The organism is Corallococcus sp. AB038B (genome assembly GCF_003668955.1).
Taxonomy (GTDB): domain Bacteria; phylum Myxococcota; class Myxococcia; order Myxococcales; family Myxococcaceae; genus Corallococcus; species Corallococcus exiguus.
This window is the reverse complement of sequence record NZ_RAWO01000001.1, coordinates 331,830-354,745: the sequence shown is the minus strand read 5'-3', so window position 1 is coordinate 354,745 and position 22,916 is coordinate 331,830. Positions and strand designations below refer to the sequence as shown.

Below are 22,916 nucleotides of genomic sequence, written 5' to 3'. Positions count from 1 at the left end.
GCCATCCCCGTTTCCTCAGGCCGCCCCCTCCGCAAGGACGCTAGACGCCCATGGAAATCCGCGCCGACGAGATCAGCAGAATCATCCGGGAGCAGATCAAGGACTACGGCAAGAAGGTCACCGTCGCCGAGACCGGCACCGTGCTGTCCGTGGGCGACGGTATCGCCCGCGTGTACGGCCTGGAGGGTGCGCTCGCCGGTGAGCTGGTGGAATTCGCCAACGGCGTGCAGGGCCTGGTCCTCAACCTGGAAGAGGACAACGTCGGCGTCGCCATCATGGGTGAGTTCAAGGACATCCGCGAGGGTGACACCGTGAAGCGCACCCAGCAGATCGCCTCCGTGCCCGTGGGCAAGGGCCTGCTGGGCCGCGTGGTGAACGCGCTGGGCCAGCCGGTGGACGGCAAGGGCCCCATCGAGGCGACCGAGCACCGCCGCCTGGAAGTGAAGGCGCCCGGCATCGTGAAGCGCAAGTCCGTGCACGAGCCCCTGCAGACGGGCATCAAGGCGCTGGACGCGCTGGTGCCGGTGGGCCGCGGTCAGCGCGAGCTCATCATCGGTGACCGCCAGACGGGCAAGACGGCCGTCGCCATCGACGCCATCATCAACCAGAAGGGCCTGGGCGTTTACTGCGTCTACGTGGCCATCGGGCAGAAGCAGTCCACCGTCGCGCAGGTGGTGGAGAAGCTGAACAAGTACGGCGCCATGGAGTACACGGTGGTCGTCGCCGCGAACGCGTCCGACCCGGCGCCCATGCAGTACTTCGCGCCGTACGCGGGCGTCGCCATCGGCGAGTACTTCCGCGACAACAAGATGCACGGCCTCATCGTGTACGACGACCTCTCCAAGCAGGCCGTGGCGTACCGCCAGCTGTCCCTGCTCCTGCGCCGCCCGCCGGGCCGCGAGGCGTACCCGGGCGACGTGTTCTACATCCACAGCCGCCTGCTGGAGCGCGCCGCCAAGCTGTCCGACGAGGAGGGCGCGGGCTCCCTCACGGCGCTCCCCATCATCGAGACGCAGGCGGGTGACGTGTCCGCCTACATCCCGACGAACGTCATCTCCATCACCGACGGGCAGATCTTCCTGGAGACGGACCTGTTCTTCGCCGGCGTCCGTCCGGCCATCAACGTCGGTCTCTCCGTGTCGCGCGTGGGTTCCGCGGCGCAGATCAAGGCCATGAAGCAGGTCGCAGGCTCCATGAAGCTGGAGCTGGCGCAGTACCGCGAGCTGGCCGCCTTCGCCCAGTTCGGCTCCGACCTGGACAAGGCCACGCAGGAGACGCTGGCGCGCGGCGCCCGCATGGTGGAGCTGCTCAAGCAGGGCCAGTACGAGCCGCTCTCCGTCGAGCGTCAGGTCATCCAGATCTACGCGGCGACCAACAAGGACGACGCGGGCAAGCGCGGGTGGATCCGCCAGGTGCCGGTGGGTGACGTGGTCCGCTGGATGAAGGAGATGCTGGAGTTCGTGGACAGCAAGTACCCGAACATCGTCCAGGACCTGGTCGCCAAGCGCGAGCTGACCGCCGACATCAAGGCGAACATCAACAAGGCGTTCACCGAGTTCAACGACGTGTTCCAGGCGACCCCGGGCGCCAAGGTCTAGTCTTCGCGCCCCACGCGCGGTGACGTAACGGACAGCCCCGCCCTCCCTTCACCGGGAGGCGGGGCTTTTCGTTTGCCCGCGGTGGGCCACTACCACCGCGCCTCTTCAGCGCAGCCGGGGCAGGATGGCGCGCAGGCTCTTGTCCGCGCTGCCCCGCGTGCCCAGGCGCTGCACGGCGGCGCGCTCGTAGGGCATCACGTTGGCGCGCTCCACCAGCTGCACGTGCGCGCCCAGCGCGGCGGGCATGGCCAGGTCCAGCTCGAAGATGTCACCCGCGACGAGCGTGGACTCCGGGCCCGTGTGCGTGGCGTCCCAGATGCGCTTGAGCGCGGAGAAGTAGCGCCCGCGCTTGAGGTACACCGGCCGGCCCAGCACGCCGTCCAGGTGGAGCGCTTCCGGCAGCGCGTCGAAGCGCGCGTCCTTCGGCTCCGTGTCCTCCAGCTGGAACTTGCGCGCGTCGCCGAAGACCTTCAGCCGCTCGCGGCCCTTGGGGGCCAGCTTGTCCAGCTTCGCCTCCACCAGCTCCGTGTGCGCGTTCGTCACCACCGACACGGGCAGGCCCGTGGCGAGCAGCGCCTCCAGCACCTCCTTCGCCTCCGCCTTGAAGGCCGTGGCCGAGTGCCGGTAGGCCTCCCGGTACAGCGTCTGCACCGTGTCCGTGCGCAGCACTTCGTCGTCGCCCTTGCCGTAGCGCTTGAGCAGCCGGTGCGCGGTGCAGGTGGCCGTCAGGTAGGGGTCCGCGGTGGCCGGCGCCACGATGCGCCCCGCGACCTCCCAACCGTACTGGTCCACGCCCTCATGCAGCGCGGCGACCTCCTCCGCCCACGCCTGGGACGCGTCCTGCCCCAGCACGCCGTACAGCGCGTCCTGGAAGTGCTTGAGGAAGGGCTCGCCCTCCGCCAGCACGTCCGTGAAGGTCCCATCGAAGTCCAGCACCACGCACGCGATTCCCATCCACCGGTCCTTGCAGCCCGGCCGCTTGGAAGCGCGGCCGTGAACGAAAGCCCCGAATGACGCCCCGTCGGCCGCTCCGAATCAAGCCCCCTGCCCTGCCTCCGGGTGGAGGCCGGTGCCAACTCCCGGAAAGCCGGATGGAACCCGGGTCGGGTGGTCCCGGCCCCCCGCCACCCCCACCGTAGAGCCTCCCGCGGGGGAGGGGGGCTCCGCGCCCATGTCCGAGCCGACTGGCACCTTTCAGGCGGAGTCCACACCCGTGCCGCAGGAGTGGCTGCGCACGGTGTTGCACCTGCTGCCGGTGGGGGTGGTCATCGTGGACACGGCGGGCCGCCTGCTCGCGGCCAACGCCGCCGCGAGCGCGCTGTGGGGCCAGGCCGCGCTGGCGCGAATGAAGCTGGAGCACTTCGGCACCTTCGAGGCGTACTGGCCCGGCACGGGCAAGCGCCTGCGCGGCGAGGAGTGGGCCGTGGCGCGCACGCTGCGCACCCGGCAGACCGTCTCCAACGAGGAGGTGGACATCGTCGGGAAGGACGGCGCGCGCCGCACCATCCTCAACTCGTCGGCGCCGCTGTACTCGGCGGAGAGCGGCCTGGTGGGCGCGGTGAACATCAACGTGGACATCACCGAGCGCAAGGCCACCGAGCGCGCGGAGTTCTTCGTCAGCGAGGCGAGCCGGCTGCTCGCCGAGTCCCTGGACTGGGAGACGACGCTCAAGGCCGTGGCGCGGCTGGCCACGCTGGAGTGGGCGGACTACTGCATGGTGGACGTGCTGGGGTCGGACGGCGCGCTGCACCGGCTCGCGGTCAGCGCGAGGGACCCGAGGAAGCAGTCGCTGCTGGACCAGACCCTGTCCTTCCCACCACAGGCAGGTTCAGACTCGCCGCTCGCCCGGGTGTTCGCGCGGGGCAAGCCCGTGCTCATCGCGGACATCACGCCCCCGTGGCTGGACGCGGTGTCCCTCTCGCCCGAGCACCGCCAGCTGCTGGAGGCGCTGGCGCCGCGCTCGTCCATGCTCCTGCCCCTGGCGGTGGGACGGCGCCGCTTCGGCATCATCAACCTGGTCTCCGCGTCGCCCGCGCGCCGCTACACGAAGCGCGACCTGGGCTACGCCACGGAGTTCGCGCGCCGCGCCGCCCTGGCGGTGGAGAGCGCCCGGCTGTACCGCGAGGCCCGCGAGGCCCTGCGCGAGCGCGACGCGTCCGCGGCCATGCTGGAGGCCTTCTTCGCCGCGTCCCCGGTGGGCATGGGCTTCGTGAACCAGGACCTGCGCTACGTGCGGCTCAACAAGGTCGTCGCGGAGAACAACGGCATCCCCCTGGAGAAGCACCTGGGCCTCACGCCCCGCGAGCTGATGGGTCCGGCGGGTGCCCCCATCGAGGACCTGCTGCGCCAGGTGCTGGAGTCGGAGATGGCCGTGGTGGACGACCCGGTGGAGTACGTCGTGGGCCCGGAGCCGCGCACCTTCCTGGCCACGTACTTCCCCGTGCGCTCCGGCACGGAGCTGCTGGGCGTGGGCGGAGTGGTGCGCGAAATCACCGACCAGCGCCGCATGGAGACCCACCTGCGCTTCCTCACGGACGCCACCACGCGGCTGGCCACGTCCCTGGATTGGCGCACCACCGTGCGCAACGTGGCGGAGCTGGTGGTGGCGCAGCTGGCGGACTACTGCCTGGTGGACATGCTGGGCGAGGACGGCCAGCACCTGGAGCGCGTGGAGCGCCGCGCCCTCGACGAAAGGCTCCAGGCCCAGCTGGAGAAGTCCATGCCCTACGCGCCCCAACCCGGCGCCCAGACCGTCCTGCGCAGGGTGCTGGAGACGGGGCGCTCGGAGCTGGTGGCGGAGGTGGACGAAACCGCCATGCGCGCCTTCGCCGTCAACGACACGCACCGGGAGGTGTTGGACGGACTGAGCCCGCGCTCGGTGATGGTCGTCCCGCTGATGGCGCGCGGGCGCACGCTGGGCATCGTGAGCGCGGCGACGTGCTCGCCCACGCGGCGCTTCGGCCCGCGGGATTTGTCGCAGCTGGAGGACCTGGCCTGGCGCGCGGCGCTGGCCGTGGACAACGCGCGGCTGTACCGGCAGGCGGAGCAGGCCGTGGCCGCGCGCGACGAGTTCGTGGCGGTGGCGACGCACGAACTGCGCACGCCCCTGTCCGCGCTGCACCTGCAGCTGTCGTCGCTGCAGCGCACGGTGGACAAGCTCGCGTCGGACGAATCCGAGCGGCTGGGCCAGGGGCTGTCGGGAGCGCTCCGGCAGGCGGACCGGCTGACGCGGCTGGTGACACACCTGTTCGACGTGGCGCGGCTGGGCACGGGGCAGATGGCGCTGGAGCTGAGCGCGGTGGAGCTGTCCTCGCTGGTGCACGGGCTGGTGGCGCGGATGGAGGAGGCGCTGGCCACCGCGGGCTGCGTGGCGGTGGTGCACGCGGACGCGCCGGTGGTGGCGCTGGCGGACCGGCCGCGCGTGGAGCAGGTGCTGATGAACCTGCTCACCAACGCGATGAAGTACGCGCCGGGCCTGCCGGTGGAGCTGTACGTGGAGCGCGACGGGGAGCAGGCCATCATCGCCGTGCGCGACTGGGGCCCCGGCATCCCTCCGGACGCGCGCGAGCGCATCTTCGAGCGCTTCACGCGCAACAGCGGCGAGCACGCACGCGCGAGCCTGGGGCTGGGCCTCTACATCTCCCGGCAGCTCGCCCGCGCGCACGGCGGAGACCTGTTCGTGGAGACGCCGCCAGAGGGCGGACCCGGCTCGCGCTTCGTGCTGCACCTGCCCCGGTGGAAGAAACCGCCCGGGGCGGCCCCCAGCTGAAGCAGGCGGGCGCATGTCGCACGGCGCCACCTTGCCGCCCACACCCGGGGGGACATTACCCTTCAGGGCCATGGACGACGCGCGGAAGACAGCAGCGCTCGGACGCTGGCGGTGGCTGCCCTGGGGGCTGCTGGCCGTCGCGGTGGTGGTGGCCTCCACGGGCGCGTGGCTGGGCTCGCGCTCGCTCCACGCGCTGGAGGCCCGGAGCGCGCAGCTGGAGCACGAAGCCACCGAGTCCGAAACCCACGTCGCGCAGCTGCAGACGCTCCGTCAGGCCATGGAGCAGCGGCTGCGAGCGCTGGAGCGTCAGCAGCAGGCGCAGGAGTGGGGCGGCGCCGCGGCGGAGCTCCAGGCGAAGAGCGCGGAGGCGCAGCGCACGAAGCGAGAGGCGGCGCTCGAATCGCTGGGCAGGACGCTGAAGGACCCGCTCCAGGCGGGCGACGTGGCCGTGGCGCTGGAGGACGACGCGCTGCGCGTGGAGGTGTCCGAGCGGCTCCTCTTCGCTCCCGCCACGACGTCGCTCACGCCAGAGGGCGCCGCCGTGTTGAAGCAGACCGCGGCGGTGCTCCGGGGCCCGCTCGCCGACCACCGCGTCGCCGTGGAGGCCCACACCGATGAGGTGCTCCCCGCCGCGGCCGGTGCTCCCGCCACCACCGCGTGGGAGCTGTCCACCGCGCGGGCCGTGGTGGTGGTGCGGCAGTTGGGTGAGCGCGAGGGACTGGCTCCGGAGCGCCTGAGCGCCACGGGCCATGCGGCATACCGGCCGCTGGTGCCCAACGACAGCCCACCCCACCGCGCCAGCAACCGGCGCGTCACGCTGCGGGTGTTCCCCACGCCGGTGACGCCGGAGAGCGCGGCCGTGGCGCGCACGGAGCCACCGCCGCGGCCCATGAAGCGCCTGGCGAAGGCCAAGCCGAAGAAGACGGCGCAGCGCTGACGCACGGGACGCGGAGTGAATAGAACGTCTGGCTGCCCGTCCAGGGGTGCAGAGGGTTTCACCTCGCCCCTGCCTCGGAGCCTCCCGTGTCCGCCTTCCGCCCCGCCCTGTGCGCCACCTTCGCCGCCGGCCTCCTCCTGGCCGCGGCTCCCGCGGAGGCCCGCTTCGGCAAGAAGTCCTCGGACAGCTCCGAGAACAAGAAGGAGGACAAGAAGCGCGACGACAAGCGCGACGACAGGGGCTCCCGGGTCCACGCCGCCACGCCCATCCGCTCCAGCTCGCGGAACGAAAACCACTCCTACCGCTCGGCCCCGCGCGACCGGCCCTCGTACTCCGCTCACATCTACGGCAACGCCATCGTGGCGGCCGCGGAGGTGCTGAGCGTCGTCGCGGAGAGCTCCGAGCCGCGGCCCGTGGTCGTCCAGCAGCAGCGCAACGCCCAGCCGCTCAGCCTGCGCGCGGGACTCAACGGGGGCATCATGGGCGGCGGCGTCGCCGGGGACGCGTTCCTGGGCATCGAGGGCGAGGCGCTGGGCATCGCCGTGCAGGGCACGCAGCTGGTACTGCCCACCGACGACGGCACGCGCGGCACGGACGACATCCGCCTGGCGACCCTGCACATCACCTATGCGCCCGTGTCCACCGACCGCGTGCGCTGGCGCCTCGAGGGCGGCCTCTCCACCGCCCACGCGCCGGACGTCTTCTTCGTGGGCCCCAGCCTCGCCACCTCCCTGGAGGTCTGCGTGGCGGGCCCGCTGGACCTGGAGGCGCGCGTGCAGGGCACGGCTGGCACCTACCGGCAGCTGGACGCGAGCGCGGGCATCGCGCTGCACCTGGGCGCCCTCAACGTGCGCGGCGGCGTGCGCGGCCTCATCCTGGACGACGCGGGCCGGGTGGACGGCATCCAGCACATCGACAGCTTCGTGGGCCCCTACGCCGGCGCCGGTCTGGCCTTCTGAAGCACCCGCATGTCCGGGGGTGCACATGCCCCCTTCCGGACACCGCCCCCCATCCCCGGGGCCCTGGTTTCACCGGGGGTGATGAGGGTTGAATATTCCGGGCGAGCAGGCGTCCACATGCCGCGGCCCATCCCGTGGGCCCATGAAGAGGAGAGGTTGCCGTGGGCTTCTGGAAGACGCTGTGTGCCGCGCTCGCTGTCGCTGTCCTGCTGGGGTCCGCGCCCGCCGAGGCCCGCTTTGGCAAGCGCTCCAAGCCGAACACCTCCGACTCGAAGGACTCCGACGACAAGGACGACAAGAAGGAGCACCGCGCCACGCCCGTGCGCCGCGCCTCGGACGCGCCGGTGCGCTCCAGCGTGCGCTCCTCCGGCGTCGGCATCGGCTGGTTCGACGTCCTCTTCCTCTCCGGCCCGGCCAGCTACCACCGCCGCGCGCGCGCGGAGGTCCCCCGCGGCGCCCGCGCACCCCGGCCCGCGCCGCTCGTGCACCTGAACGTGCAGGGCAACAGCTTTGGCGACGTGGGCGGCGCGCTGGACCTCTTCATGGCCCTGGACGGCCAGCGCTGGGGCATGGACGCGCGTGTGAGCGGCATCGCGCTGGAGTCGGATGACGGCTCGGCGGACACGGACCGGCTGACGCTGCTGGACGCGCACCTGACCCTCTCTCCCTGGTCCACCGAGCGCGGCCGCTTCCGCATGGAGGCCGGCATCGCCAGCGCGCACGCTCCGGACGCCATCTTCGTGGGCCCCAGCCTCGCCGCGTCGCTGGAGGCGTGCATCGGCCCGTCGCCCTTCGACGTGGAGGCGCGCATCCAGGTGGTGCCCTTCCCGCACCGCCAGGTGGACATGCAGGCCGGACTGGCGCTGCACCTGGGCGCCCTCAACCTGCGCGGCGGCTGGCGCACCCTGTACCTCAGCGACGGCGGCCACCTGGACGGCGTGGTGCACGCGGACCACTTCACCGGCCCCTACCTGGGCCTGGGCCTGTCGTTCTGAAGGCCGGAAGTCTGAAGTAAAAACTCCCGGGGTTGCCGCGCACCGTGCGGACCCCGGGAGTCTTCGCGTCGGGGCTACTCCTCCGACGACGCCGCGTAGGACGCAGGGGTGGTGTCCGCCCCGGAGCCGTTGGACACGCCCGGGCGCTTCATGCGCCGCTTGGGCGGCGGGGCCAGCTTGACCTCCGTGCTGAAGACGCGCCCGTAGATTTCAGGCGTGTTGATGTTCACGATGACGCCGGGGTCCTTCACATTCAGGCGGCGCGGATTGAGCGTCTTGAGCGCCGCCTCCAGGTCCTCGCCCTCCGCTTCAATGAGCTTGCGCGCCGCGCTCTTCGACAGCACCACCGGCCAGCCCGTGGCGTTGTCGTACTCCGGCCGGAGCACCATGACGGCGTCGGTGCCGCCGCGCTCCATGTCCTTGAGCATGGACTTCACGGTGGTGACGCGCAGGGCCGGCATGTCCACCGGATGCACCAGCACCACGTCCGCGTCCTCGGCCACGGCCGCCTCCAACCCGGCCTTCACCGACGCCAGCAGGCTCTTCTCCCAGTCCCTGCTCGTCACCAGCTCCAGGCTCGGGTGCTGCTCGCGCACCGCTTCCTCGTCGCTGCCCACCACGCCCAGCACCCCGCACCCCGCCTTTCCGAAGGTGGACGCCAGCGACTGGAGGAAGCTCTTGCCCCCTTCATGCTCGATGAGCGCCTTGGGGTGGGACATCCGCCGGGCCTTGCCCGCCGCCAGGATGATCGCCACTGCCTTCATGACCCGCCTCCTCGCCCTCGACGGAAAGCCGGGGGCACCGCCAACAGGCTGTTGACCTCCTTCCGGGATTGCAGCCCGCCCGCCAGTACGAGTCGTCAGACAGCCGCCAGTCACACGAGGAGGTGTTGGCTGCCAGCCCTTTGGGCAAGGGCAGGTGTCCACCAGCGGTCAGGCGGGTTGGCCAGAGGGCTTCCCCTCCCCCGCGCCGGATGGGCGTCACCCGGCCCTTCAGTGCAGCCAGCCGCTGGAGGCCGCCAGCCGCAGCGGGGCGGCCGTCTCCACGGTCGTTTCTTCCGGCGCCGCCAGCGCCTTCACGGTCAGAATTTCAGCCAGCCGGGCCAGCGGACGGCGACGGGCCACGCGGTGCAGCTCGTCCTCCGTCACCTCGCCCAGCAGATCGCCCCCACGCCCCTCCACCACGGGCAGCAGGTGCACGCCGTGGCGGTACATCTGCTGGAGCGCTCCCAGGACGGTGTCCTCCGGGAACAGGGTGATGGCGTGGGAGACGAGGTTCTGGAACTCAGGGCTGCGGCACATCGACACGTGAGGCCTCCGGTGCTCGGCGTTCGGGCGCCGTGTGCCGGAAGGCCTTAGCAATCCGCTTGCCGACGTCCGCGCAGGGGGTTCCAAAGCTTCTCCAGAGCCCCTGGGTGGATCCGCCTGCCCGCCCTACTTCTTCGGCGCGGGCTTCACCGACTCCACCATCTTGCGGAAGCCCTTCTCCGCGCCGTTCACCGTCTTCTCCGGCCCGGTGAGCTTGTAGAAGATGGCGCCCTCCGGCCCCTCCACGATGGCGCCGCGCAGCTTGAAGTTCGGCTTGGGCGCGGAAGGCCCCATCATGGGACCGCCGCCCGCGTACGTGCCCTTCACCTCCACCGTGGTGACGGGCAGCCCGTTCACCTTCTCCTGCTTCGTCTTCGCGTCCTTGTCCTCCAGGGGCTTGCCGTCGGGCTTCTGGAACTGCGCCACCCAGCGCTTCACGTTCGCGTCCACCGCGCCGCCCTGCCCCTGCCCGAAGTAGAAGACAGCCAGTTCCGCGTCTTCCGCGTCTCCCTTCACGGCGGGCACCTTGTACGTCGCAGCGCGCATCGGCCGAGGAGGCTGGGCGGCCCACTCCGTCGGCGCGGTCCACGTCAGGCCTCCGGCCTCCTCCGCGCTCGCGCCCATCGCCACGGTCATCGCCAACACAGTCAGCAGTCGTTTCATGGACGGCAGCGTATCCGCGTTCCTCCGCGCGTCACGCCCTCGTGCCGCGCACGCCGCGTGAGACGTCCACCCGCGTGCACGCGTGGGAACCCCATAGCTGACTCGGCGCGTCAATCCCTCTCACTTTGTGACCGGGGGAGGGCGTGCTACTCACTGACTTGTTTCCAGCAGTTCACCTTGGGCTGGAGGGGATTCCCACCATGAAGAAACAGTTGTTCCTCGGGGCCATGGCCCTAGGAGCTGTCGCCTGCACGCCGGAGATTGCGCAGGAGGCTCCGAATCTGAACGTCGGCCTGGCGGAGTTCGACCCCTCGGCGTCTCCCGCCGTGGTTCCCTCCCCCAACGACCTGGCCATCAACCAGCAGACGAAGAAGGTTCAGGCGCCGATCAACCCGGCGGCGTCCGCGGCGGAGCAGGAGTTCACGCGCGACTACCTGAACTCGCTCAACGGCTTCCCCACGTCCGCCATCGCGAACACCAAGATCAAGGACCTGGATCCGCGCTCGGTGAGCCCGAAGACGGTCATCTTCATCGACATGTACGCGGGCACGCCGCTGGCGACGAAGCCGGTGACGCCGACGCTCGCGTACAACGAGGACACGGACCTCCTCAACATCATCCCCCCGGTGGACATCAACACGGGCCTGCCGGCGTGGCCGAAGGGCTCGCGCTACGCGGTGGCGCTGGTCGGCGGTGAGAACGGCCTGAAGACGAACTCGGGCAACCCCATCATCGGGTCGGCCACGTGGGCCTTCATCAACTCCGACAAGTCGCTGGTCACCTGCGAGGACCTGACCTCGCCGGACTGCGGCCCGGCCACGGAGCTCATCCCCTCCGCGGAGACGGACCCGGCCAAGCGCCTGGCGGACCAGACCGCCAAGTCGCTGCAGCTGGAGCAGCTGCGCCTGGGCTACAAGCAGGTCTTCGACAAGGCCCTGGCGCCGCAGGGGTTCAAGCGTGAGGACATCGTCCTCATCTGGACCTTCAGCATCGTCAACCAGCCGGATGCCACCATCAACCTGGCGGCCACCCCGCGCGTCCCCACCATCATCCCCTTCCCCAACGACCTGCTGCGAGTGCCGGCCACGGCCACCGCGCCGGCGCACCTGAACTTCCCCGTCCCGACGACGCCGGGCCTGCAGCAGGACCTGTTCACGGGCCTGAACACGCTGGACGGCTTCTCCACCACGGGCGCCATCGTCACGGAGAACGGCGACGCGCAGGGCGTGCTGGACGGCACCATGTTCCGCGAGGCCTCGGACGGCCCGGCTCCCCGCGTGGACGCGGCGTCGCTGGCCGCGGGCGTGCAGTTCTTCAAGCTGTCCAACCTGGACAAGGGCACCAAGCCGGACGTGGCGCCCTGCCTGGTGGAGAAGAGCGGTGACTGCGGCACCAGCGTGGGCGCGGCGGGCATCGTCGATGTCCCGCAGCAGCTGCAGATCGTCCCGAAGGCGCCGCTGGATGGCGCCACCCAGTACGGCGCGGTGCTGACCACGGACCTGAAGGACACCAAGGGCCGCAACGTGGCCCCGGGCACGGCGTTCGCGCTGATGCGCCTGGCGAACCCGGTGTTCGCCAACGGCAAGAGCACCATCTCCTCCGTGCCGGACGCGCTCGCGCAGGCGCTGGAGCCGGTGCGCGCGGCCCACAAGCCGTTCTTCGACGCGCTGGCGGCCGCTGGCCTGCCGCGCTCCAAGGTCGCGCTGGGCTGGTCGTTCACCACCCAGAGCACCACGTCCGTCCTGCAGCAGCTGTACACGCTGCCCGGCGGCGTCTACGGGACGCCCGCGGCGCCCAGCTCCGTGTTCAACATCACGTCGCAGGTGAAGGCTGCGATGGCCGGTGCCGGCTTCGCGTCCGCCAACGTCGGCGCGGTCCACGAGGTTCGGGCCAACACGCCGTGGCTGCTCACGGGCCCCTTCGGCACGCTGAACCCCGCCGAGCCGCGCCCCACGCGCTACCCGTTCATGCTGTTCACGCCGGCCACCGCGGCGCCCGCCACGGGCTGGCCGGTGCTGGTGTTCGGCCACGGCCTGACCAGCAACCGCACCGCGGTGCTCGGCGTGGCCAACAAGCTGACCGGCGCGGGCTACGCGGTGGTCGCGATGGACGCCGTCTACCACGGTGAGCGCACCAGCTGCGTGGGCTCCGCCACGGTGCTGGGCACCACGGGCTCGGTGGGCGACGACGGCGCGTGCGCCAACCCCGCCAACCAGCGCTGCGAGACCAGCCCGGCCAGCCCGTCCTACGGCCGCTGCGTGGCGCGCACGGAAGCCGCTCGCGCGGACTGCTCCGCCGCGGTGCTGCCCGCGGGCGTGCCGGCCGACGTGTTCTGCTCCAACGTCGTCTCCCCGTCGCAGGGCCAGTGCATGGCGGACAACAAGTGCGAGGGTGGTGACTTCACCCGCAACGCGCAGGGCATCCCGGCCATCTCCGGCTGGAACTTCCTGAACCTGGGCAACCTGTTCACCACGCGCGACAACTTCCGCCACCACGTGGTGGACTTCAGCCAGTTCCTGCGCGTGCTGGCCAGCGCGGAGCTGTCCACGGCCGTGGGCTCGAAGCTGGACGCGGCGCAGGTGGACTACGTGGGCCAGAGCCTCGGCGGCATCCTGGGCACCATGTCCACCGCGGTGTCTCCGCGCGTGCACCGCTCGGTGCTCAACGTGGCCGGTGGCAACCTGGCCGGCGTGCTGCTGACCGCGCCCGCCTTCGAGGCGCAGCGCAACGCGTTCCTGGGCTCGCTCGCCTCCGCGGGCGTGACCCCGGGCTCCCCGGCGTTCGACACGTTCATCGGACTGGCGAACACCATCCTGGACCCGGCGGATGCGCGCAACTACGCGTACCTGCTGGAGAACAACGCGGCGGCCCCCACGAGCGCCACCGAGCACCGCGCGTTCATCCAGTACATCGAGGGCGACCAGGTCATCCCGAACGCGAACACGCTGGCGCTGATCAACGCGGCCAACCGCACGGACGCGCCGCGCACGGTGGCTTCGTACATGTTCAAGATCGACGCCATCCCCGCGGCCGGCCGTCACGCCTTCCTCAACAATCCTCAAATCCCGCAGAACGTGCGCGACCTGGCGCAGGACCAGATCATCGGCTTCCTGTCGTCCGGCACCGTGGCGCAGTAACGCGAACCACTGAGAGAGGAATCAAACACTCATGAAAAAGACACTCTCCCTCGTGGCAATCCTGGCGGCTGGTACGAGCCAGGCCGCGGGATTCCAGGTCGACACCCACAGCGCTCGCGCCACCGGCGTGGGCGGCGCCGCCACGGCGTGGCTGGAGGACTCGTCCTCCATCTATTACAACGTGGCGAACATGGTCGGCGTGAAGACGCTGGACATCACGCTGGGCGACACGGGCATCCTCCCCAGCATCACGTTCCAGCGGCCGAACATGGAGGCGGAAGGGCAGCGCACCACGCTGTCGCCGCCCCCGCACCTGTTCGTCGTCTACAAGCCGTTCGAGAAGGCGGCGTTCGGCGTGGGCGTGTTCACGCCGTACGGCGCGCGCAGCCGCTGGGAGGAGGGCTTCAGCGGCCGCTTCCGCGGCTACGAGTCCTCGCTGGCGACGTACTACATCAACCCGTCGTTCGCGTATGAGCTGCACCCGCGCTTCCGCTTCGGCGCGGGTCTGGACATCGCCCGGGCCACCATCGAGCTGACGCGCGGCCTGGACTTCGTGAACAGCGAGGGCTCCGTCCACCTGGGTGGCGCGGACTGGGGCTCCGGCTTCAACATCGGCGTGCAGGCCAAGCTGCTGGACAACCTGGACATGGGCCTGCACTACCGCAGCGCCATCGACATCGCGTTCCAGGGCCAGGCGGACTTCCAGAACATCCCGGTGGAGTTCCAGAGCCGGCTGACGGACCAGAAGGCGCACGCGGACGTCGTCCTGCCGTCCACCGTGACGGCGGGCCTGGCGTACCGGCCGCTGAACAACCTGCTGCTGGCGTTCGACGCGAGCTGGGTGGACTGGTCCTCGTTCTCGGAGCTGGCCATCCGCTTCGAGAACCCGTCCATCGACAACCCCATCCCCAAGCGCTGGCGTGCGAAGTGGAAGTACTCGCTGGGCGGTGAGTACGGCGTGAGCGATGCGCTGCAGGTGCGCCTCGGTCTCACGTACGACCCGTCCCCCAGCCCCGACAGCACGCTGACGCCGGACCTCCCGGACGCCAACCGCTTCAAGGTGTCCGCGGGCGTGGGCTACCAGTTCAAGCCGTTCCGCGCGGACCTGGGCTACCAGTTCGTCGCTCTGGCGGACAAGGAGAGCACGGCGCCGGGCATGCCCGGAACGTACTCCGGCAACGCGCACGTGCTGGGCCTGACGCTGGGCTTCAACCTGCAGTAACCGGCTGAACCGTTTCTGAAGTAGCGGGCGCCCGGCTCCTTCCGTTCATGGAAGGGCCGGGCGCTTTCGCTTACGGTGCCGGGCCGTGAGCCCTTCCAAGCCCGGCCGCAACGACCCGTGCCCCTGTGGCAGCGGGAAGAAGTACAAGGCCTGTCACGCCGCCGAGGACCGCGCGAAAGCCGCGCCGCCTCCCACCACCGCCCCCGCCCACCCGCTGAAGCAGGACCTGGAGGGCGCCATGGCGCTCCTGGGCGACGCGGACGTGTCCCGCCTGTCCCAGGCGCTGGAGCACCTGGGCGTGCTGCTCCAGGCCGCGGGGCCCCAGCCGGGGCTTCGCTACGACGACAAGGCCTTCAGCGACCACGTGGGTCAGGCGCTCGCGAAGCTGGCCGCGCAGGAAGGCCTGGACGCGATGGAGGCGCGCAACAGCCTGCGCGTGGGCGTGGTGCGGGAGCTGGGCACGCGCGGCTTCCAGGAGAAGCTGGGCGCGGGGCTGCTCGCCCAGGTGGCGAAGAGTGGACGCACGCCGGAGGAGCGGCGCGCGCTGTGCGTGGGCGCGCTGCTGGCCACGGCGGCGAAGAAGACGGGCAAGGTGCGGCCGGAGGACAACCCCGTGCTGGACGTCGTCTTCGACGTGCAGTTCCGCGAGTGGAGCCAGAAGCACGCGGAGGTGGTGCGCAAGTACGAGTCCCTGATCGCGGGCATGGAGCAGGAGGACCTCACGCCCGAGGCCTCGGAGGCGCTGCGCAAGGCGGAGGCGGGCGAGCTGGACGCGCTGGTGAAGCACGTGCAGGCGGACCCCGCGCTGGTGGAGCGCATCTCGCGCGAGGCGAAGGAGCGCGCGCAGCGGGTGGAGACCAAGCTGCGCGACCCCGCCACGCCGTCCGTCTTCTCCCCGGAGGAGGAGCTGTGGCTCACCGTCGCGCTGTGGGAACCCCTGCGCGCGATGAAGTCCCAGCCCAAGGACCCGGAAGGCCGGCGGCAGGTCATCGCCGCGCTCTTGCGCGCGGTGAAGGTCGCGGTGGACGCGGACTTCCTGGAAGGGATGCTGGAGCGGATGCGCGACGGAGCGAAGGACCCGGCGGCGGACGAGCCCACGCGCGAGTGGCTCACCGACGCGGCCATCGCCTTCGAGGCGGAGCCCGCGCGGCTGGTGCTGGCGGCGCTGCTCACCGCGCGGCAGGAGGCGAAGGGACGGAGCGCGGAGGAGATGGTGGCGCTCGCGGACCTGAAGGCCCTGCCCGCGTGGACGCCGGAGCAGCTGGAGCCCTACCGGCAACTCATGGAGAAGGAAGGCCGCGCGGCCGGCGCCGGGCGGATCCGCCGCGCGCAGGACTGGCTTCGCGAGCACCCCGTGCAGCTGGACGCGGAAGCCTGACGCGCGTTCAGACGAAGAGCGCCTTCGCGGTCTGCTGGAGGCGCTCCGTGCCCATGCGCATGAGCTGGCCCTTGAGGCCGGGCTGGCTCACGACGTGCCGCTCGAAAGCGGCGCGCTCCAGGCGCAGCACCACGCACGGCGTCTTCGTGCGGACCGTCGCGGACACGGGCTTGTCCAAGAGCAGGGAGATTTCACCGAACACGTCGCCTTCGCGCAGCTCCGGCAGCAACACGATGCGGCCCGGCTGCTCCAGCGACAGCTGACACTGGCCGCGCAGCAGCAGGTAGAAGGCATCGCCCGGCTGCCCTTGAGTCAGGAGCACCTGGCCCGCGGGCACGGCACGCAGGTCGAACTCGCGCGACATCGCCTGCTTCAGCGCGGGCGACAGGTTGGTGAACAGGGGGCTCGTCCGCAGCAGGTTGTCCACCAGCCGGCGCTGGTAATAGGCCTGCACCGCCGCCTCCACCTCCGGGTGCGCCGCGCTGACGCGGGCCAGGGAGGAGCGCTTGAACTCCAGCAGCACGGAGCGCTCAGGCACCTCCACGCTGGCCAGCCTGGGCCCTTCGGACACCAGCGCCACCTCGCCGAAGAAGTCCCCCGGCCCCAGCGTGGCCACGACCTGTCGCGCGTTGCCCTCCACCCGGCGCGTCACCTCCGCGCGGCCCTCCACCAGCGCGAACATGGAATCGCCCGGCTGCCCCTCCTCCACCACGCGCTGGCCCGGCCAGAAGGCGCGCACCTCCAGCGCCTCCACCAGCGCCACGAAGGCGTCGCGCCCCACGCCGGACAGGACGGGCACGCCCGGGTCCTTGCCGTCGGGTACCCAGGCGAAGGTCGGGGCCAGCGCGCCGGGTGGCAGGGCGAAGCGATCCGCCAGGGCGCGCACCGTCTTGGGACGCGCGCCCCGCAGGCCTCGCGACAGCACCGTGGCGGCCACCGCGCGCAGGAGCCCTCCCGCGCGAGTCCACGCGAGCGCCGCGTCGTCGTAGGCGTGGGCGGCCTCCGGCGTGCGCTCCAGCCACTCGAGGAGCTCCGCGACGCGCTGGTGGACCTCCGCGTCCTCCGGCTCCGCGCGCAGGGCGTCCTGGTAGCCGGCAAGGGCCGCTTCCAGCTTCCCCTCGGCGGCGAGGGTCGCCGCCTGGGCCTTCAGGGACCGCGCGTGTGGGGAGTCCGCCATGCGGGCCTCTGTAACCCAGCCGCGCGGCGCACGCATCCGTTCGGCGGTCCCGACGGGGTGTCCCTTGTCACACCCCTGACCTTCAGCTGCTCAAATCCCGCACCCGCTCCGCCAGGCTCTGGGTGAAGAGGCGGTAGATGCGCAGGGCCGCGGCCTCGTGCGTCTCCAGGAAGTATTGGAAGTCCATCCGAGTGACGCGCAGGGCGCGCACCACCGTGTGCGCGCGCACGTGCGCGGACACCGGCCCGTCGAGGATGAGGGAGATTTCTCCCAGGAACGCGCCCGGCCCCAGCATGTTGAGCTGGCGCGCGTCCCGACCCGGGCCGGTGGACACGCTCACCATGCCCTCCAGCAGCACCACCAGCCCCATCCCCTTCGCGCCCTTCTCCAGCACCGTCGTCCCCGCTGGCACCAGCACGGGCCGGGCCAGGCGGTAGAGGTCGCGCATGTCTTCCAAAGACAGACCATCGAAGATGGGAATGGCTTTCAGATAGCCATAGCCATCCACCACCGGCTGAGCCTTCTCCGCCGCGACCGAGCCCTCCGGCGCCGACGCGAGCCCCAGCTGCTGGAGCAGCCGCGCCTGCTCCGCCTGGAGCAGCAGCAGCCCCGCCCCCGACGCGTGCTTGATGCCGTCCGCCAGGAGCACCAGCGCGCGCCACGTCGCGCCCTCCGCGTCCAGCAGCTCACACATGCGCAGCACCGCTTCCGGCCGTTGCCCGTCGTCCACGGGCACCGCGCGCAGCATCTCCAGCTCCGCGTGCGAGTTGCCCAACACCCGGAACACCTGCGCCGCCTCCATGGGCCGGTGCATGCGGCCCAGCAGGTGCGCCAGCGACTCGCGTGCGCCCAGCGCCTGGTACAGCGACAGCGCCTGCTCCAGCGAACCGGCCCGTTCGAAGGCCGCCGCCGCGCGGGCCTGCTCCCCCACCCTCAGCCACGCCTCCGCGGCCAGCAGCGGCGCTCCCGCCTGTTCGTACAGCGGCGCCGCGCCCCGGTCGTCTCCATCCGCTTCCAACAGCCGCGCCGCGCCCGCGAAGTCGCGCGCCTGCCGCAGCACCTCCACCAGCCGGGTGCGCGTGTCGGCGGGAACCACCAGCGCCTCTTCCAGGACCCGCTCGCGCTGCCCCGCCCCCATCGCCTCGTACGCGCGCACCGCGTCCTCCACCGCGCCCTTCATCACCCGCGCCCACACCCCTCGCGTGACGCTGGAGCCAGGGCCCACGGCCACGTCGTCCCCGTTCGTATCGTTTGGAGTCACGGCCTTGTCGTTCCTCCCGGACACCCTGGCGGACAAAGGGGGTCCACGCCTGGGTCCGGGACCCTGATTCCGTAGCATTCTGAAACAGGGAAAGCCAGCCAGCGCGGTGAAGAGGGGCAGGCTTTGGACACACTGTCCACCGCGTGAATCGGATGCGCAAAACCTGAGAGGTTGGGGTGGGCGCAAACCCTGCGCTTCGGGGTGGCTGTCGTGCGTGAGAGGGATTCCCCACCTTCAGGCGTCCCTGACCCAGGGACTCCTACCCAAGGTGTCTTCCCCCATGACGTCGCGCCCCGCTTCCTTCCGTTCTCTCAAGGTCCTGGAGTCGTCCCACCCGCGCCGCGCGCTGAACCTCCTCGCGCGAGGTGGCTGCCTGCTGATGCTCTCGTCCGGAGCCGCCCGCGCCAACGAGCCCGAGGCCCCGGCTCGGGCTGCGGCTCCGGTGCAGGCCGAAGCCCCGGTGCGGGCTGAGGCTCCGGTGCAGGCCGCGGCTCCGGTGCAGGCCGCGGCTCCGGTGCAGGCCGAAGCTCCCGTGCGGGCGGAGGCGCCTGTGCAAGGGGACGCGGACCCGGCGGATGACGCGGTGTGGGGCGAGGAGGCGCTGGCGCAGGCGGAGCTGCCGGCGTCGATGACGGAGGCGGCGCGGACGCTGGAGGATTCGCCGGTGGTGGTGTGCTCGGGGGCGCTCCAGCAGGCCTACCGTCCCGGACTGCTGCTCACCACGCCCCGGAGCTCCGTGCAGCGAGAGTCACTCCAGTTCAGCGGCTGCCCCGTCAACGACGGCGTGGTGATGACGGCCGTGGGGATGGAGACCCTGCATTTGAAGCGCGCGACGTGCATCGGCAACGCGGGAGGGGCCTCTATCGCTACGGTGACATGGTCCAACGGGGAGAAGTCCTCCGTGCGGTTGGACCGAGTGGAGGTTCGTGCGGATGGCGCCATGCAGGTCTTCACGTCCGAGGGGACCATCAGCACCGGGCGTCACGCGGGCCACGGCGTGCGCCTGGTCACCGCCGTGCCCACGCTCACCACGCTGGCGGCCTGCGTCCAGCCGTCGGGCCTCACGGCGAACCTGGGCGTCGCCACGCTCACCGTGCAGGACCTGCCCACCGTCCTGGACGTGCCCGCCGGGAAGCAGTGACCGCGCGGTCGCTCCCCTGCCGGGCGCTTCGGGGAGGAGCGGACTCCGCGCCGCATGCACCGCTATGCAGGCGCGGGCCGGGCGTTATCGTGGGGGGCCATGAGGCCTGCCCCGGAGCGCCGGATGCGAACGCGACGAATCACGGGGGGTTGGAGGGGGGCGGCGGTGGCCGGCCTCCTGGGCTCGGTGAGCTCGGGCGCCGCGTGGGCGCACGCGGGCCTGCCGGAGACGGCCAACGTCACGCTGCGGCGCGGCCACTCCGAGGACTTCTTCGTGGGGGCCACGTTCGGCGCGGTCATCTCGCGCGACAGTGGGCGGACGTGGCGCTGGGTGTGTCCGGATGCGATGGGGTACGGCGGCTGGCGCCCGGAGTCCTTCGTCTGGCGCGAGACGGGGCAAATCCTGGCGGCCACCGGCAACGCGCTGCTGTCCTCGAAGGACGGCGCGTGTTCGTGGTCGTCGCACCCGTCGTTCAAGGACACCTGGGTGACGGGGCTCGCGGCGCACCCCTCGGATGACGCGGTGCTGTACGTGGCCACGGGCCGCTCCACGTCGGCGACGAACGGGGTGTTCCGCTCGGAGGACGGCGGGGAGACATGGCGGCCGTTGGGGCTCCAGCGCGCGGGGGTCCTCTTCTCCGCCGTGCGCGTGTCCACCGCGGATCCGCGCACGCTCTACGTGTCCGCGTCGGACACGGCGCACATGTATCTGTTCCGCAGCGACGACGCGGGCGAGACGTGGGCGGAATTGCCGCAGGCCTTCCCGGACCTGGTGCGCCCGTTCGACTTCGTGGTGACGGCGACGGATCCGGTGGAGCCGCACCGCGTCTGGGCGCGCGTGTCCGCGCAGGGCTACACGCACATCCTGCACAGCACGGACGGCGGGCGCACCTTCACCGCGCGCACGGGCGCCGGCATCGACGACGTGTTCATCAACATGGACGTCTCCGCCGACGGCGGCACCGCGTGGGTGTCCACGTACAACTCCTTCTTCCGCAGCCAGGCGGGCGGGGCCTTCTCCAAGCTGGTGCTGCCCACCGGCAACGCGTGCGTGACGCGCGTGGGAGACATCATCTACGGTTGCGGCTCGCCGTGGCTCCATGACTGGTCGCTGGCGCGCAGCAGCGACGACGGCACCACCTGGGAGCCCCTCTTCAGCCTGGAGCAGATTCAAGGCAGCCATCAGTGCCCGGCGGGCACACCCGTGCGCGAGCTGTGTCCGTCGCGCTGGCCCCAGCTCGCGGAGACGATTGGCGCGCCGCTCTACCCGGATGGCGTTCCGGACGCGGGCGTGCTGGATGCGGGCGTGCAGCCGGTGGAGGACGCGGGCACGCCCGCCGACCCGAAGCCGAAGCCGTCCTCCGGTTGTGCCGCCGCGCCCGCGGGCATGTTGCTTCCGCTGTTCCTGCTTCCCTTGCTTCCCTTGCTTCCCTTGACGCGCCGCGGCCGTCGGCGCGAGGCCCCATGACCATGAAGCTGAAGACGTCCCTGCCCTGGAGTACCGCCGCTGTCGCGCTGCTCGCCCTGAGCGCGTGCAATGGCGACGACACCGAGCCCCAGGCCACCGAGTGCGAAGAACCGCTCTACGCGGGCGGCGCCACGGACGAGGCATGGCGCACGCTGGTGGATGCGAAGAACCAGCCCCAGGACAGCTCGCGCGCGGTGACGCTCACGTCGCCCGAGTCCCAGCAGGAGTACTGGACGGACCAGTCCGCGCCGCTGTGGCAGTGGACGTCTCCGCTGCGCGCGTCGCTGGAACGCCCGGGCCGCACGTCCCCCCTGCTGGAGGGCCGGCCTCGCGAGTCGAAGCGCTCGGTGCTCGCGTGGCTGGGGAACCTGGTGCTGCCCACCGCCGAGGCCCACCTGCCGCCGTACACAGGCGACCTCTACTGGGTGAAGGTCTACGCTGCCGGGCGCGAGTGCCCCATCGCCCAGGTGTTGACATCGGAGTTGCAGTGGCAACTGGATGACGGCTCCTGGAAGACGGTGAAGGACTCGGCGGGCAAGGCGCTGTCGGTGCAGGTGGTGAGCGCGTACCTGGTGCAGAACCGCATCACGGAGGGGCCGTACACGCTGGGGACTCCGGTGCCCTTCACCATGGGAATGGCCAGGTGAGGCGCGCCGCCTGGCTTTGCGTTCTGGCACTGGGCGCTTGCACGGAGGCCGAACCGCCGGAGCCGGGCAAGGACGTGCCCGAGCTGACGTACGCGGATCCAAACCCGTGGACGCGGGGCGGTTTGACGGTGCCGCCTCCGGGAGCTTCCGGGCGGTTGCTGGTGACGAACAGCCTGGATGACTCCGTGAGCCTGCTGGACATGGACGGACTGGGGACGCCGGGCTGGGGCGAGCTGGCGCGCGTGCCGGTGGGGCTCAACCCGGTGGAGTTGGAGGGACCGCACCACACGGCGGTGTCGCCTGCGGGCGACTACTACTACGTGGGCATCTCCAACTACGTGCCCGGAGGCGGCTCGGGTCCGCATGGCGCGCATGGGACGGGGACGGCGGACGGCTACTGCCTGAAGCTGAGCGCGAAGGACAACCGGTTGGTGGCGTCCACGCGCGTGGACCGCAACCCGGGGGACGTCATCGTCAGCGCGGACGGGCGCACGCTGTACCAGACGCACTTCGACCTGTTGCGCATCGCGGACGTGGCGCGGAAGGGCGGGCTGGAGGAGGACATGGTCTCGCGCCTGGTCATCCTCGACGCGGAGACGATGACGGTGAAGGAGCGGGTGAAGGTGTGCCCCGCGCCGCACGCGGTGCGCCTGTCCGCGAATGAGCGCACGGCGTACGTGGCGTGCTGGTCGGACGAGGTCGCGGTGGTGGACCTGGCGGCGGCGGGCATGCCGGTGACGCGCGTGAAGGTGGCGGCGGGCTCGGGCACCGCGGTGAATCCGCGCCATCAGCCGTACGCGCTCACGGTGTCGCCCACGACGGGGGACGTGTGGGTCAGCTCGCTCGCGAGCAAGCAGGTGCAGGTGCTGGAGCCCGGGACGCGCACGATGAACCCGGAGCGCACGGTGTACCTGCGCGGCTCTCCCATGTTCGGCGCGTTCACTCAGGACGGGCGCACGCTGTACATGCCCTATCAGCAAGAGGACGCGGTGGCGGTCATCGACGCGGCGACGTCCACGGTGCAGCGCACGGTGCAGTTGTCACAGGCGGGATGTCTCAACGTGCACCAGTTCATGCTGACGCCGGACGAGCGTCACGGATTGGCGGTCTGCGAAGGGGATCACATCGGCCCGGGCACGTTGCACGTCGTGGACCTGGCGGAGGGCACGGTGCTGTCCACGGTGAAGATGGGCATCTTCCCGGACTCGGTGAGCCTGTTGCGGGGGCAGCCGTGAGGGGCCTGCGCGCGGGTGTGGCT

At 71.2% G+C, this 22,916-nt stretch carries 18 protein-coding genes; 12 read left to right on the top strand and 6 right to left on the bottom strand.

The genetic code is table 11. From position 1 onward, the window contains the following. The first annotated feature begins 50 nt into the window (after positions 1–50). Positions 51–1,598 carry a F0F1 ATP synthase subunit alpha gene (gene atpA / locus D7Y04_RS01510; protein ID WP_120600293.1) on the top strand — a complete coding sequence of 516 codons (1,548 nt, stop codon included), beginning with the start codon at positions 51–53 and terminating at the stop codon, positions 1,596–1,598. Positions 1,599–1,703: 105 nt separating this feature from the next. Here the strand turns inward: atpA and D7Y04_RS01505 are convergent, their stop codons facing one another. After that, the gene (locus D7Y04_RS01505) at positions 1,704–2,552 is read right to left on the bottom strand and encodes an HAD family hydrolase (protein ID WP_120600292.1); all 849 of its coding nucleotides are present in this window, start codon (positions 2,550–2,552) and stop codon (positions 1,704–1,706) included. A gap of 217 nt (positions 2,553–2,769) precedes the next feature. Here D7Y04_RS01505 and D7Y04_RS01500 point away from each other — a divergent pair, with 217 nt between their 5' ends. The 4 genes from D7Y04_RS01500 (at position 2,770) to D7Y04_RS01485 (ending at position 8,258) form a co-directional block, all read left to right on the top strand. Further along, a complete protein-coding gene (locus tag D7Y04_RS01500; RefSeq protein WP_121758100.1) occupies positions 2,770–5,367 on the top strand; it encodes a PAS domain-containing protein in 2,598 nt (865 codons plus the stop codon). A 70-nt stretch (positions 5,368–5,437) separates the two neighbouring features. Continuing rightward, complete coding sequence (locus tag D7Y04_RS01495; protein WP_120599066.1) at positions 5,438–6,304, top strand: OmpA family protein; 867 nt, start codon at positions 5,438–5,440, stop codon at positions 6,302–6,304. A gap of 86 nt (positions 6,305–6,390) precedes the next feature. Then, the gene (locus D7Y04_RS01490) at positions 6,391–7,263 is read left to right on the top strand and encodes a hypothetical protein (protein WP_121758099.1); all 873 of its coding nucleotides are present in this window, start codon (positions 6,391–6,393) and stop codon (positions 7,261–7,263) included. A 161-nt stretch (positions 7,264–7,424) separates the two neighbouring features. Beyond that, a complete protein-coding gene (locus D7Y04_RS01485) occupies positions 7,425–8,258 on the top strand; it encodes a hypothetical protein (protein ID WP_120599064.1) in 834 nt (277 codons plus the stop codon). 74 nt (positions 8,259–8,332) lie between these two features. On the opposite strand, the gene D7Y04_RS01480 is transcribed toward D7Y04_RS01485, so the two are convergent. From D7Y04_RS01480 to D7Y04_RS01470, 3 genes are all read right to left on the bottom strand, one after another. Then, positions 8,333–9,022: an NTP transferase domain-containing protein gene (locus D7Y04_RS01480; protein WP_120599063.1), complete on the bottom strand. Its 690-nt coding sequence runs from the start codon at positions 9,020–9,022 to the stop codon at positions 8,333–8,335. Between the two features lie 228 nt (positions 9,023–9,250). After that, a complete protein-coding gene (locus tag D7Y04_RS01475) occupies positions 9,251–9,559 on the bottom strand; it encodes a CBS domain-containing protein (RefSeq protein WP_120579902.1) in 309 nt (102 codons plus the stop codon). A 132-nt stretch (positions 9,560–9,691) separates the two neighbouring features. Further along, the gene (locus tag D7Y04_RS01470; protein WP_199749594.1) at positions 9,692–10,228 is read right to left on the bottom strand and encodes a hypothetical protein; all 537 of its coding nucleotides are present in this window, start codon (positions 10,226–10,228) and stop codon (positions 9,692–9,694) included. Between the two features lie 200 nt (positions 10,229–10,428). On the opposite strand from D7Y04_RS01470, the gene D7Y04_RS01465 reads away from it, so the two are divergent. From D7Y04_RS01465 to D7Y04_RS01455, 3 genes are all read left to right on the top strand, one after another. After that, positions 10,429–13,365, top strand: coding sequence for a hypothetical protein (locus D7Y04_RS01465; protein ID WP_121758097.1), 2,937 nt, complete (start codon positions 10,429–10,431; stop codon positions 13,363–13,365). A 31-nt stretch (positions 13,366–13,396) separates the two neighbouring features. After that, a complete protein-coding gene (locus D7Y04_RS01460) occupies positions 13,397–14,587 on the top strand; it encodes an OmpP1/FadL family transporter (protein ID WP_120599060.1) in 1,191 nt (396 codons plus the stop codon). 85 nt (positions 14,588–14,672) lie between these two features. Beyond that, on the top strand, positions 14,673–15,965 hold the full coding sequence (locus D7Y04_RS01455) for a YecA family protein (protein WP_121758096.1): 1,293 nt from the start codon (positions 14,673–14,675) through the stop codon (positions 15,963–15,965). 7 nt (positions 15,966–15,972) lie between these two features. Here the strand turns inward: D7Y04_RS01455 and D7Y04_RS01450 are convergent, their stop codons facing one another. Continuing rightward, on the bottom strand, positions 15,973–17,142 hold the full coding sequence (locus D7Y04_RS01450) for a cyclic nucleotide-binding domain-containing protein (RefSeq protein ID WP_121758095.1): 1,170 nt from the start codon (positions 17,140–17,142) through the stop codon (positions 15,973–15,975). Between the two features lie 82 nt (positions 17,143–17,224). After that, positions 17,225–18,439 carry a cyclic nucleotide-binding domain-containing protein gene (locus D7Y04_RS01445; protein ID WP_120599014.1) on the bottom strand — a complete coding sequence of 405 codons (1,215 nt, stop codon included), beginning with the start codon at positions 18,437–18,439 and terminating at the stop codon, positions 17,225–17,227. Positions 18,440–18,683: 244 nt separating this feature from the next. Between D7Y04_RS01445 and D7Y04_RS45040 the strand changes: the two genes are divergently transcribed. The 4 genes from D7Y04_RS45040 to D7Y04_RS01425 all read left to right on the top strand — a co-directional run bounded on the left by D7Y04_RS45040 (position 18,684) and on the right by D7Y04_RS01425 (position 22,893). Next, positions 18,684–19,544 carry a hypothetical protein gene (locus D7Y04_RS45040; RefSeq protein WP_171807751.1) on the top strand — a complete coding sequence of 287 codons (861 nt, stop codon included), beginning with the start codon at positions 18,684–18,686 and terminating at the stop codon, positions 19,542–19,544. Positions 19,545–19,709: 165 nt separating this feature from the next. Next, a complete protein-coding gene (locus D7Y04_RS01435; protein ID WP_233601225.1) occupies positions 19,710–21,011 on the top strand; it encodes a hypothetical protein in 1,302 nt (433 codons plus the stop codon). Continuing rightward, positions 21,008–21,658 carry a hypothetical protein gene (locus tag D7Y04_RS01430; RefSeq protein WP_233601224.1) on the top strand — a complete coding sequence of 217 codons (651 nt, stop codon included), beginning with the start codon at positions 21,008–21,010 and terminating at the stop codon, positions 21,656–21,658. The genes D7Y04_RS01435 and D7Y04_RS01430 overlap by 4 nt, the downstream gene beginning before the upstream one ends. Further along, positions 21,655–22,893: a YncE family protein gene (locus D7Y04_RS01425; RefSeq protein ID WP_121758092.1), complete on the top strand. Its 1,239-nt coding sequence runs from the start codon at positions 21,655–21,657 to the stop codon at positions 22,891–22,893. The genes D7Y04_RS01430 and D7Y04_RS01425 overlap by 4 nt, the downstream gene beginning before the upstream one ends. The last annotated feature ends 23 nt before the right edge of the window (positions 22,894–22,916 follow it).